Origin of the sequence: Halobacteroides halobius DSM 5150 (assembly GCF_000328625.1) — a bacterium.
Lineage (GTDB): Bacteria > Bacillota > Halanaerobiia > Halobacteroidales > Halobacteroidaceae > Halobacteroides > Halobacteroides halobius.
Genome location: NC_019978.1, coordinates 627,545 through 639,565, shown reverse-complemented (window position 1 = coordinate 639,565; position 12,021 = coordinate 627,545). Strand labels below are relative to the sequence as shown.

General features: G+C 32.6%; 15 protein-coding genes. All 15 read right to left on the bottom strand.

From position 1 onward, the window contains the following. Positions 1-61: 61 nt before the first annotated feature. Positions 62-430, bottom strand: a complete 369-nt coding sequence (locus HALHA_RS03235) for a TIGR02530 family flagellar biosynthesis protein (protein WP_015326359.1) — start codon at positions 428-430, stop codon at positions 62-64. Between the two features lie 6 nt (positions 431-436). Further along, entirely contained in the window at positions 437-847 is a 411-nt protein-coding gene (locus HALHA_RS03230) for a flagellar hook capping FlgD N-terminal domain-containing protein (protein ID WP_015326358.1), read from the bottom strand. Positions 848-859: 12 nt separating this feature from the next. Next, on the bottom strand, positions 860-2,125 hold the full coding sequence (locus tag HALHA_RS03225) for a flagellar hook-length control protein FliK (protein WP_015326357.1): 1,266 nt from the start codon (positions 2,123-2,125) through the stop codon (positions 860-862). A 20-nt stretch (positions 2,126-2,145) separates the two neighbouring features. Further along, a complete protein-coding gene (locus HALHA_RS03220) occupies positions 2,146-2,688 on the bottom strand; it encodes a MotE family protein (protein ID WP_015326356.1) in 543 nt (180 codons plus the stop codon). 22 nt (positions 2,689-2,710) lie between these two features. Beyond that, positions 2,711-3,160, bottom strand: coding sequence for a flagellar export protein FliJ (gene fliJ / locus HALHA_RS12950; protein ID WP_015326355.1), 450 nt, complete (start codon positions 3,158-3,160; stop codon positions 2,711-2,713). Positions 3,161-3,165: 5 nt separating this feature from the next. Continuing rightward, complete coding sequence (gene fliI / locus HALHA_RS03210) at positions 3,166-4,488, bottom strand: flagellar protein export ATPase FliI (protein ID WP_015326354.1); 1,323 nt, start codon at positions 4,486-4,488, stop codon at positions 3,166-3,168. Next, a complete protein-coding gene (locus HALHA_RS03205) occupies positions 4,481-5,233 on the bottom strand; it encodes a FliH/SctL family protein (protein WP_015326353.1) in 753 nt (250 codons plus the stop codon). Before HALHA_RS03205 ends, fliI begins: the two co-directional genes overlap by 8 nt. Beyond that, a complete protein-coding gene (gene fliG / locus HALHA_RS03200) occupies positions 5,226-6,230 on the bottom strand; it encodes a flagellar motor switch protein FliG (protein ID WP_015326352.1) in 1,005 nt (334 codons plus the stop codon). Before fliG ends, HALHA_RS03205 begins: the two co-directional genes overlap by 8 nt. 20 nt (positions 6,231-6,250) lie before the next feature. After that, positions 6,251-7,795, bottom strand: a complete 1,545-nt coding sequence (fliF, locus tag HALHA_RS03195) for a flagellar basal-body MS-ring/collar protein FliF (protein ID WP_015326351.1) — start codon at positions 7,793-7,795, stop codon at positions 6,251-6,253. A 33-nt stretch (positions 7,796-7,828) separates the two neighbouring features. After that, positions 7,829-8,128, bottom strand: a complete 300-nt coding sequence (fliE, locus tag HALHA_RS03190; protein ID WP_015326350.1) for a flagellar hook-basal body complex protein FliE — start codon at positions 8,126-8,128, stop codon at positions 7,829-7,831. A 16-nt stretch (positions 8,129-8,144) separates the two neighbouring features. Continuing rightward, a complete protein-coding gene (flgC, locus tag HALHA_RS03185) occupies positions 8,145-8,570 on the bottom strand; it encodes a flagellar basal body rod protein FlgC (protein ID WP_015326349.1) in 426 nt (141 codons plus the stop codon). A gap of 2 nt (positions 8,571-8,572) precedes the next feature. Continuing rightward, a complete protein-coding gene (flgB, locus tag HALHA_RS03180) occupies positions 8,573-8,977 on the bottom strand; it encodes a flagellar basal body rod protein FlgB (RefSeq protein ID WP_015326348.1) in 405 nt (134 codons plus the stop codon). Between the two features lie 237 nt (positions 8,978-9,214). After that, on the bottom strand, positions 9,215-9,994 hold the full coding sequence (gene codY, locus HALHA_RS03175) for a GTP-sensing pleiotropic transcriptional regulator CodY (RefSeq protein ID WP_015326347.1): 780 nt from the start codon (positions 9,992-9,994) through the stop codon (positions 9,215-9,217). Positions 9,995-10,082: 88 nt separating this feature from the next. Beyond that, positions 10,083-11,465 carry an ATP-dependent protease ATPase subunit HslU gene (gene hslU, locus HALHA_RS03170; RefSeq protein WP_015326346.1) on the bottom strand — a complete coding sequence of 461 codons (1,383 nt, stop codon included), beginning with the start codon at positions 11,463-11,465 and terminating at the stop codon, positions 10,083-10,085. A 12-nt stretch (positions 11,466-11,477) separates the two neighbouring features. Beyond that, entirely contained in the window at positions 11,478-12,005 is a 528-nt protein-coding gene (gene hslV / locus HALHA_RS03165; protein WP_015326345.1) for an ATP-dependent protease subunit HslV, read from the bottom strand. Between the last annotated feature and the right edge of the window lie 16 nt (positions 12,006-12,021).

Sequence of the window (12,021 nt, the reverse complement as noted above, 5' to 3'; positions counted from 1 at the left end):
CAATTGTTCTTCTAGCTGCTTCTTTCAGTCCACAGCCGATGACTTCCCAAACTGGGTCCAGTCACTTCATCATAATTGCACTATCAATATTCGTTACTATATTTTCTTTCATATCTTCCTTACCTAAAGCTGTAATTACTGTATCATTTTCGATGCTCACAATATAAGCATTATCACTAACTAACACTAAAGATTCTTGAGCTCCTTTTTCTTTAGCTTTATCTACTGCTTCTTCTAGCTTAGATAAATCATTTTGTTTAAGATTTAATTCTCTACTTTGCAATCTCATCTTAGCATGTTTAGAAAATTGTAATTTATTATCTTTCTTATTAGACAATATTTCCTTAAAACTTTTTTGCGAGTCAACATCTGACTGCTTATATTTTAATGTTGAAGAGACTAATGGTTGATTAGAATAAATCTTAGTCACACTAAATCACTCCTTTGCTAATACCTCCTGAATACTATTCATTGAGTAGCGCTTACCATTAACAGTAATTTGAGGGTCACTATCAGTTACATTTACCTTCTTGACTTCTCCAGTAATAGTCTGTCCTGTTTGGCTATCAAGAACCTTTACTTTCTTCCCTACTAAATTTCCGGCCTGGGATAACTGTTGATAATTTATAAATTTAGACATGGTAGTATTTAAACTCTGCATCTGCTGTAAAGAGTTAAATTGTGCCATTTGGCCCATAAATTCTTTATTTTTCATTGGATTCATAGGATTTTGATTCTGAAGCTGGGTTACTAATAATTTTAAAAATTCATCTTTCCCTAAATCTGACTGTTGTAAAGTAGACTGTTGAGTTAAAGTAGTACTTTGCGTCGCCTGAATTGAATCCATCTTATCCCTCCTTTAAACCATATAATCAACTGTATCATCATTAATTGTTTCTTCCTTATTATCTTCTCCCTCAATCTCGTCTGATTTTTCTAAGGATAAATTAAACTCTTCTCTTTCTTCCTCTTGCTGAAACTCAAATTCTTGGTCACTGCTTCCAAATTGGCCCTGACCTAAATCTTCCCCTTCTTGGTCTATTAAAACATTAAAATCATCTACCTGCATATTTCTTTGTTCTAAAGCAGACTTTAGTTTAGCTAAATTAGCATCTAACAATTCTTTTACATTACTATTTTCAGCTAATATTCTAGCAGTCATAGCTCCATCTTTATAGCCTAATTTTATCTGCAATCTACCTAAAGATTCTGGCTTTAGTTGTAAAGTAATTTTTTCTCCTTGCTTATTAGCAAAAATATTAGTCTTCTCTGTTATCTGTTTCAAAATATTATTAAAGTTTGTTCCTTTGCTCGTTGAAGTCTTAGAACTACTTTGCAAAGATTGAGTTTTATTTAGCTTAGGATTAGTAGCAAACTCTACATTAGCTTGATTATCAGATTGTCCTTTAGCAGACTCCACATTAATTTGACCCTTATTAGTTATATTTACATTATTATCTTGTAGCTTAAGAGATTGTTTTTGCTTACTATTAACAGATAATTTAGAGTTATTTGATTGGGACTTACTATTTTGAGCTCCTCGTTGCTTATTTTGTTTTACTTTATTATCTTGTCTATTTTGATACTTAACCTTAGCTAACTTAATATCATCACCTAAAGAAGTTTGGCTTACATTAGATTGTTTCTTTAAACTATCGTCTCTTATTTGACCAGCCAATTTAGTTAGTAGCTTCTTTATTTTTACAACTTCATGCTTAGAATTAGCATTTAATTTAAACTTTTGGTCAACTTCTTCCATTCCTTTTAGTAATGATTTTAATTGAGGTTGTAATTTATTAAATCCACTTTTAGAAGCTGAGTTGTTTAATAATGATTTTATCTGTTTTGTTAAATTCTTTATTAAGTTTTCGTCTGCTGAACCCTTCACTAGTTGCTGCTTTAATTTAGGAGATAAATTTTGTAATAAGCTTAATAGTCCTTCTAAGCCTTCCAGACTTGTCTTCTCCTTTTTTTCTTCTCCTTTTAAGGCTAATTTTAGCTTATCTTCTAAAGAGGAAGAAAAAATATCTTTAAGTTTACTTTCACCTTTTTGGACTGTTGACTTAGATTTTATTTGACTATTAGCGCTAGAATTCGATAAATTAACCACTTGACTTGTTGCCATACTTTATATCTCACCTCCTTTCAATCAGATAATTGACTTGAAATACTAACAGCAATATCTGTTGGCATCGCCCCTAGAATCTCAGCTGCTATTTCTTGGTCTATCTGCTTTAAAATATCAACAGTGACTGTAGTCTTTAGTTTAGGTAGTATATCAGCAGCTTTACTAGGTTCCATTTCACTATAGATTCCTACTAATCTTTCAATCTTTTTAGTATATTCTTCTTGCTGTTGTTTAACTGACCTAAGTCTTTTTTCTAATTCTTTAATTTGGCCCTGCAATTGCTTAATATCTTGTTCCTTATTTTGTAATTGGTTTAATAATTGTTTATTTTTTTCTTTCATTTCACTTAATTTTATTCTAACTTTCTCTAAATTGTCCTGCAATTCATTATTTTTCTTCTTAGAAACCATATATTCTTTAACTGCAGGGATTTTTTCTAATTGTTCTAAACTCTCTTGCTGTAACTGGGCAAAAGTAAACACTTTGAAAAAATCTAATAAGTATAATGTTAAACCTGCTAATACAATTAATATTATAAGTGCGAAAAAAATCTTCTTCATTTCAGCCCTCCTGCTGTTCTAGCTAGAAACTACTTTGATGATTAAAATTATTATTAGCTATTTCATCATTTATCTTCTGCCTTTTTTGTAGAAGCTCTTGCCAGTGTTTTTCATACTCTTTCTCTTTTAATTTGGATACTGTCTTTCTTTCCTTCACTTTATCTAATAACTTCTGTTGGCACTCATCTAACTTTTGAGACCAATGATCAAGTTGAAGCTCTAGTTCTTCAATTTCTGATTCTAAATATTCGATATAATTTCGATATCTAAGTAAATTTTGTGCTCTAACCCCTTGTTGAGTTTTAACTTCTATTTTTTCTTGCCACTCTTTTTTATTATCTGCTAACCTTTTAATCTCTTCTTTTACTTGATTATACTTCTGTTTTATTTCAAATAATTTTTTTTGGAGAAGCTGTTCCTCTTGCTCTCTTAAATCTAACAAAGATTGTAGCCTAAATTCAAACTCCTTCACTCATATCACTCTCCAGCAAAAATTTTAGTTAGCCAATTTACTGTCTCTTGGTAACTATTTGTCTCCTTAACTCCTTGCTGTAAAAAATTATTAACTGCTTCTAATTTATCTAAAGCATAATCTAATTGAGGGTCACTTCCTGCCTCATAAACACCAAGATTAACTAAATCTTTAGACTCTTCATAGGTAGCTAATACTTCTCTTAATTTTCCAGCTGCTTCTTTATGTTCTGCACTTGCAATCTCATCCATTACCCTGCTTACACTCTCTAAAATATCTATTGCTGGATAATGATTTTGGGCTGCTAAATCCCTAGATAATACAATATGTCCATCTAAAATTCCTCGCACAGCATCAGCAATTGGTTCATTCATATCATCACCTTCTACTAACACAGTATATAAGCCCGTGATTGTTCCTACTTCTCCTGCCCCTGATCTTTCCAATAATTTAGGTAATAAAGCAAATACAGAAGGAGTATATCCTCTAGTAGCAGGTGGCTCACCAACTGCTAAACCTACTTCTCGTTGAGCCATTGCAAAACGTGTTACAGAATCCATCATTAACATTACATCATTACCTTGATCACGAAAATATTCAGCTATACTAGTTGCTACCATAGCACCTTTTAAACGTACTAAAGCTGGCTGGTCAGAAGTTGCTACTATTACTACAGATTTCTTTAAACCTTCTGGGCCAAGGCTTTCTTCAATAAACTCTCGTACCTCTCTACCTCGCTCACCTATCAGAGCAATTACATTAATATCAGCATCAGTATTACGAGCTATCATACCTAATAAAGTACTCTTACCAACACCACTTCCAGCAAAAATACCCATTCTTTGGCCTTTGCCACAAGTTAATAATCCATCTAAACTTCTTACTCCTAAGGATAATGGTTCGCTAATTCTTTGTCTTGCTAAAGGATCAGGCGGATCATTATCGACAGGATACTTCTCTCCTGTAACATCTAACTTCTCTTCTGAAACAGGGTGGCCTAAACCATCTAATACTGTCCCTAATAATTCATCACTGACCTCAATCTGTAATGATTCACCAGTAGCAAAGACTTTACAACCAGGGCCAATTCCTTTCATATCTCCTAAAGGCATTAATAATACACTAGTATCCTTAAAACCTACAACTTCAGCTTTAATCATTTCTGAATTAGAATTAGTTTCGATCAAACATAATTCACCTAATTGTACTGTTGGCCCTTGTGACTCAATAGTTAAGCCTACTACCTGCTTAACCTTACCAAATCTTTTGATTAAAGATGTTTGCTCTACTGTATCTAATAAATTATCAATATTCCATAATTTAGTCACTTTCTCCCACTTCCAATAACTTATTTTCAATCTCTGCTAACTGTGAAGAAATAGTAGCATCAATCCCACCAAAATCTGTCTCTATAATACAGCCTCCTAATTCAATACTTTGATCAGCAACTAACTGGATCGTATCTAGCCGTCCATTAGCAACTACTAACTCTTCTTGAGCACCATCTAAAACCTCTAAATCACTAGGGTTAACCCTCACTTTTATTCCTGTATCATCATCTATTAAACTAAGAGTATCTTCTACTATAGCCTTGACTGCTTTAGAATTTAAAGTAAGCTCCTGTCTAATAACTCGCTTACTAATAGCTATTGCTAGTTGAATCATCTCTACTTTATAAGTAGATAATTCTTTGTCTAATAATTTAGAAACTTTATTAACCTCTGCATTTATATTATCTATAAGGTGATTAACTCTATCAGTCACCTCATCTTGGGCCTTAGCTTGGCCCTGGTTAAATCCTGCTTGATATCCCTCTTCTTTAGCATCAGCTACAGCAGCTTCTACTTTAGCTTCAACTTCTTGCTTAGCCTGCTGCTTAATTTGTCTAGCTTCTTCTTTAGCATCATCAATTATTTGTTCAGCTTCTTTCTTAGCTTCAATTACTATTTGCTCAGCTTGCATTTTTGATTCATTAGCTAAAGATTCATTTTGAGATTGCTCTCGTTGAGGAGCTTTAGTAAAATTAAATTTCTTGCCAGACTTAACTTGATTAGATTTAATAACATTACTCAATTACCTCATCTCCCCCTCCGCGGTCAATTACAATCTCACCTTCTTCTTCTAGTCTTCTAATTTCATTAACAATTTTTTGTTGTGCTTCTTCTACATCACTAATTCTAACTGGACCTAAGTAGTCAATATTTTCTCTTAGCATTTCTGCTGCTCGCTTAGATTGATTACTAAAGATCTTATCAGCTACTTCATCACTAGCTGCTTTTAAGGCTAACGCTAAATCATCATTCTCAACTTCCCGTAACATTCTTTGAATATCACGATCAGTAAGTAAAGTAACATCCTCAAAAACAAACATCTTTTGTTTAATTTCATCTGCTAATTCAGGATCATCACTACCTAATTGCTCTAAAATTGTTTTTTCTGTTCCTCGATCAGATAAATTCAAGATCTCTACAATAGAATCAATCCCTCCAGCTTGAGAATATTCATTAGTCATTAGAGAAGATAACTTCTGTTCTAAAACCCGCTCTACTTCTCTAATTACATCTGGAGAAGTGCGTTCCATTAAAGCAATTCTCTTAGCAACTTGAGTCTGCTTATCTTGTGCTAACCCAGACATAACACTCGCTGCTTGTTCTGAATCTAAATAAGCTAAAATTAAAGCAATAGTCTGTGGGTGTTCATTTTGAATAAAGTTTAAAATCTGATCAGGATCAGTCTTTCTTAATTGATCAAAAGGTCTTACTTGTAAAGAAGCAGTTAAACGATCAATTACATTATTAGCTTCTGACTCTCCTAAAGCCTTCTCTAATACTTCTTTAGCATAATCCATACCACCATGACTAATATAATCATATGCTACACACATTTGATGAAATTCCCCTAGTATTTCTTCTTTAACATCAGCTGGTACCTTATTTAAATTAGCAATCTCTAAGGTCAATTCTTCAATTTCATCATCATTTAAATGCTTAAAAACCTCTGCCGAAGCATCTTGACCTAAAGAAATCATTAAGATAGCAGCCTTTTGTTTACCTGATAGTTCTCCCTGCATCCATTTTCCTCCTTTATCATTTACTCTTCTAGCCAACCTTTTAATAATTCTGCTATCTCCTCAGGCTGATCAACTGCTAACTCACGTATTTCTTGCTGTAACTTTCTTATTTCTTGTTCTTGTGGATCTAATTCTTCAGAAGCAGCAGTTTCATTGACTTCATCTCCTGCAACATAATCAACCTCTTGACCTGGTGTGATATCTTGCTCATCATCTTGACCTCTTCTATATATTAAAAATAATACAATTAAAATTAAAGCACCTACTATAATTGCTAAAGTCATCAATAAAGTCTCTCGTTGAGAATTTTGAGCATTGATCTGTTGATTCATTTGCTGCTCTAAGCTATTATCAAATTTCATTCCCACAACTTTAATCTCATCCCCACGTTGCTTATTATAGCCTACTGCAGCTGAAATAGCTTCAGTAATCATATTCTTTCTTTGTTGATTTAATTTTTGGTTAACAATCACTGAAACAGATAATCGTTCTAAGTCACCAGGAGATTGAACATATTTTTCTATCTTTTTATTAATTTCATAATTTATTATTTCTTCTGAACTCTCTCGACTTTGTTGCTCCTGGTCAGTTACTTTATATTGTGGCAAATTAGAGGTAGTACCTGGAACTCCTTCTGGACTACTACTAATTCCCTTTTCACTTTCCTCTTTTGTTTGCTTACTACGAACAATTCCCCTGTCATCTACAACAGGAGAGTACTTAGTACTTTTAAAACTACGTTGGCTAAAATTCAGGTTAGCATTAACTCGTACTACAAAATTATTCATTCCTAAAACTTTAGTTAACATTATATTTAAATCTTTTTCTATTTCGCCCTCAAATTGACTTTGTAGTTCTAGTTGATTATAAGTTGTTGCACTACCTTTTTTAGATTCTAATTTAGCTGATAATAAGTTTCCAGCTGTATCAACTATAGTTACTTTATTAGGCTGCAATCCTTTTACACTACCAGCTACTAAGTTAGCAATAGATTTTACTTGTTTAGTTGATAACTGTTGATATCCATCCAATTTTAGAAGCACTGACGCCTTAGCTGGTTGTACTCTTTCTGTATAAATACTATTTTTAGCTGGAGTGATCTTTACTTTAGCATAACTAATATTATTAAATTGTCTAATAGTTCTAGATAATTCACCAGATAAAGCTCTCATATAATTGACCTTTTGAGCAAAATCAGTAGTTCCTATTTGAGTCTGGTCAAATAACTCAAATCCAGTAACTCCACCAGAAGGCAAACCATTACTAGCTAACTCTAATCTAAGTTGATAAACTCGCTGTTGAGGAACTAAAATAGCTGCTCCTTGATTCTCTAGTTTATATGGAACTTGTTTTTCTTTCAACTTATTAATTATTGCTCCTGCATCTTTACTTGCTAGATTATTAAATAAAACTTTATATGCTGGTTGCCCTGCCCAACCTACTAAACCTATTATTCCTATCATAGTAGCTAATACTGAAATACCTATTATTATTTTAGTTTTTTTATCCATTTTTACCCATAGCTGTTGTAGCTGTTCTTTTATCTCCGAAAGACTCTCAACCATATTTCCACCTCAATCCTACTAATATCCCTTCCATCAGACTTGTATCCTCATAATCTCCTTATAGGCATCAACTACTTTATTTCTCACACTAGTTGTTAAACTTAAAGATAATTTAGCTTTCTGGGCTGCTATCATTACATTATGTATATTATCTGTTTTTCCTAAAGCTAAATCTTTACTAGCTTGATTAGCTTGATGTTGTAGCTTATTAACATCTTGTAATGATTTTTGTAGTACATTTGAAAAAGATGAATCCTTTTTCTGATTATCAGTTTTTAAATCTTTATTATTAATAATATTTAATTTATGATTGGAAACATTATTAATATCCATCTAGTCCCCCTCCTCTTTAACCTAATTTTAAAGCACTTTTTGCCATCTGCTTGGCTGAATTTAAAGCAGTTACATTTGCTTCATACGATCTAGTAGCCGATATCATATCTGTCATTTCGGAGACAATATTTATATTAGGCATTTTCACATAACCAGCTTCATTAGCATCTGGATGTTGAGGATTATAAACTAACTTAGGAGCCTTTTTACTCTCTTTAATCTCTTCAACCACCACTCCAGTTCCTGTTGGCCCATCCTCTTTTAACATTCCCATTTCATCTTCTAATCGAGATTTGAAAACTGGCATTTTCCGTTGATAAGGCCCACCTTCTTCTGTTCGAGTAGTATTAACATTAGCAATATTACTAGAAACAATATTCATTCTTAATCTCTGAGCTGTTAAACCGGAAGCACTAATATTAATTCCTCTAAACAAACTCACTATTATTTACCTCCTTTTTTTATCACAAGATTCAATCGACCAAATTGATTAGATAGTTGTTTAATTGTAGCCTGATACTCTAATGTATTCTTAGCTAAATTAGCCATTTCAGCATCTATACTAACATTATTGCCATCACTTCTTATTTTAGTATCCTCTTCAATACTAACTTTAGGCTCTACAGAACTTATGCTTCTACTATTTAAAGATATATGACTTTTATCTGTTATTGCTAAATTATTATTACCATCTAATGCTTTAGTTAATTGTTCTTTAAAGTTAACTTTTCTTCTTTTATAACCTGGTGTATCTACATTAGCAATATTACTAGAGATTGCTTTATGACGAGTAGATAAGCCATCTAATGACTTCTGTAATAAATCAAAGTTCTGTCCAAAAAGATCCATCTAGTCCCCTCCTTTTAATCAAAGTACCTTCATTTAAAAATTCGACATTCTTATTTAAAATTCCTGCAAAAAATATAATCTAAAATTCAAGAGTTATTATTGTATATGAAATAAAAGCAATTAATATCATAAATCCGTTTACTACATAAATGTTTCTTTTTTACTATATAGAAATTAATTAACAAAATTCAAAAACAAACATAAAAATAGGGCGTGGCTTCCCACACCCTAAATCAACTAATTTAAATCGTCAAGCTCTTCTAATAAATAATCATTTAAAATCTTAATGTGCGTGCCTTTCATTCCTAAAGATTTAGATTCAATTACTCCTGCACTTTCAAATTTTCGTAAAGCATTAACAATTACTGAACGAGTGATTCCTACTCTATCAGCAATCTTACTAGCTACTAATAAACCTTCTGTACCATCAAGTTCTGCAAAGATATGTTCAACAGCTTCTAATTCAGAATAAGATAAAGTATCTAATGCTATCTGAACTGCTGCTTTCTTTCGGGCTGCTTTCTCTCTTTTATCACTCTTTAATCTTAAAATTTCCATACCTACTACAGTAGCTCCATATTCAGCCAATAATAAATCACTTGACTCAAATTCTTTATCAAATCTAGCTAAAATTAAAGTCCCTAATCGTTCTCCTCCACCATTAATTGGCACAATAGTAGTTAATTTTTGCTTGAAAAGACAATCTTTATCATCAGTAAAGACACAAGCACCATGCTTTTGTTCATAGTTAGATTGAGTATGATAAATACCAAGTAACCAGTCATTATATTCACTAGGAAAATGATTTTGATTAATTACTTCTTGTAACATTATATCACATTCAAATTCATCAACTAAGCTATGACCTAATATCCTACCCTGCTCATCAACCAAATAAACATTTGCAGTTATAGATTCTCTTAGTACATTAGCCATTTCTTCAAAATCTACTGATTTTCCTGCAGAGGATTGGATTAATCTATTTATCTTTCGGGTTTTAGTAAGTAATCTATCCATCAATAAGTCCCCCTTAATAACATCTTCTCTATCACATCTGGTATCTAAATTATACACAAACTTGTTTTTTATTTCAAATAAAATTACTTTAAAGTATATACTTACTTAAATCCTTATCTTCTACTACATCATCTAACTTATCTTTAACATACTCTCGATCGATCTCAATTATATCTTGCTCAAGTTCTGGTGCTGTAAAAGATAATTCTTCTAATAACTTTTCTACAATAGTATGTAATCTTCGAGCTCCTATATTTTCAGTTTGTTCATTTACCCTAAAAGCAATCTCTGCTAATTCATCAATTGCTCCTTCAGTAAATTCAATATCTAAATCCTCTGTAGCTAACAAAGCTTTATATTGTTTAGTTAGTGCATTCTCTGGTGCAACTAAAATTTCTTTAAAGTTATCTTTTGATAAACTATTTAATTCTACTCTAATTGGGAATCTTCCCTGTAATTCAGGAATCAAATCAGTTGGATTAGCAACATGAAATGCTCCAGCAGCAATAAATAAAATATGATCTGTCTTTACTGAACCATATTTAGTATTAACCGTTGAACCTTCTACAATAGGTAGAATATCACGTTGGACTCCTTCCCGGGATACGTCAGGATTAGAACCAGATTCTTTACCAGCTATTTTATCAATCTCATCTAAGAATATAATCCCCGCTTGTTCTACCCTTTCTATAGCCTCTTGACTAACTTTATCCATATCTATTAACTTTTTTGCTTCCTTTTCTTTTAGTATTTCTCTTGCTTCTTTAACGGATACTTTCTTTGTCTCCTTTTGATTAGGTAACATACCACCAAAGATATCCTGAAAGTTAAATCCTAATTCCTCTACCCCAGCTCCAGAAAAAACCTCAACCATTTGTGAGTTGCTTTGTTCTACTTCGATCTCAATCATCCGTTCCTCTAACTCACCTGATCTTAACTTCTTTAGTAGCTTATTACGACTACGCTTAATTCTTTCGTCTGGCTCATCATTTTGGGTATCATTATCTTGAAACTCACCAAATAGATTTTGCAATGGATTATTATCCTGTTTATTAGGCATAGGTAATAGTGCATCAAGAATTCTTTCTTCTGCTAACTTGACTGCTTTTTCTTCTACATTTTTCATTTTTTCTTGCTGGATCATCCGCATAGCAGTCCGCACTAAATCCCTAACCATTGATTCTACATCGCGGCCCATATAACCTACTTCTGTAAATTTACTCACTTCTACTTTAATAAATGGAGCTTGAGCTAATTTAGCTAATCTACGAGCTATTTCTGTCTTTCCAACTCCAGTTGGGCCAATCATTAAAATATTTTTAGGGATTACTTCCTCTCTTAAATCAACTGTTAATTTCTTACGCCGATATCTATTTCTTAATGCAATTGCAACTGACTTTTTTGCTTCATTTTGTCCAACAATGTATTTATCCAATTTCTTAACTATCTCACGTGGAGTTAAATCTTCCATTTTTAAGCCCCCTTATATTTCTTCTACCGTAATATTATCATTAGTATAAATACATATATCTGATGCAATCTCTAATGATTTTTTAGCTATCTGTGAAGCTGTCAAATCAGATGATTGAATAAAAGCACGAGCAGCAGCTAACGCATAAGAACCTCCTGAACCAATTGCTGTTACACCATCATCAGGCTCAATTACATCCCCTGTTCCTGACACAACTAATAATGATTCTTCATTAGCAACAATTAATAAAGCTTCTAGCTTTCTTAACATTTTATCTGTTCTCCACTCTTTAGCCAATTCAACTGCAGCGCGTCTTAAATTACCATGGAATTCCTCTAACTTCCCTTCAAATTTTTCAAATAAAGTAAATGCATCAGCTGCTGTACCAGCAAATCCTGCTAATACTTCTTCATTATGAAGACGCCTAATCTTATTAGCTCCATGCTTCATAACAGTATGTTTCATTGTAACTTGACCATCACCCGCTAGAGCTACTTGATCATCATCCTTAACAGCAATTACTGTTGTTGCTTCCATCATCTTAAATCCCTCCTAT

What these genes read in the sequence shown, in the direction of transcription:
- HALHA_RS03230 (WP_015326358.1), bottom strand. Translation starts at nt 847, where the DNA reads ATGGATTCAATTCAGGCGACGCAAAGTACTACTTTAACTCAACAGTCT.
- HALHA_RS03225 (WP_015326357.1), bottom strand. Translation starts at nt 2,125, where the DNA reads ATGGCAACAAGTCAAGTGGTTAATTTATCGAATTCTAGCGCTAATAGT.
- HALHA_RS03220 (WP_015326356.1), bottom strand. Translation starts at nt 2,688, where the DNA reads ATGAAGAAGATTTTTTTCGCACTTATAATATTAATTGTATTAGCAGGT.
- fliG (WP_015326352.1), bottom strand. Translation starts at nt 6,230, where the DNA reads ATGCAGGGAGAACTATCAGGTAAACAAAAGGCTGCTATCTTAATGATT.
- fliF (WP_015326351.1), bottom strand. Translation starts at nt 7,795, where the DNA reads ATGGTTGAGAGTCTTTCGGAGATAAAAGAACAGCTACAACAGCTATGG.
- fliE (WP_015326350.1), bottom strand. Translation starts at nt 8,128, where the DNA reads ATGGATATTAATAATGTTTCCAATCATAAATTAAATATTATTAATAAT.
- flgB (WP_015326348.1), bottom strand. Translation starts at nt 8,977, where the DNA reads ATGGATCTTTTTGGACAGAACTTTGATTTATTACAGAAGTCATTAGAT.
- codY (WP_015326347.1), bottom strand. Translation starts at nt 9,994, where the DNA reads ATGGATAGATTACTTACTAAAACCCGAAAGATAAATAGATTAATCCAA.
- hslU (WP_015326346.1), bottom strand. Translation starts at nt 11,465, where the DNA reads ATGGAAGATTTAACTCCACGTGAGATAGTTAAGAAATTGGATAAATAC.
- hslV (WP_015326345.1), bottom strand. Translation starts at nt 12,005, where the DNA reads ATGATGGAAGCAACAACAGTAATTGCTGTTAAGGATGATGATCAAGTA.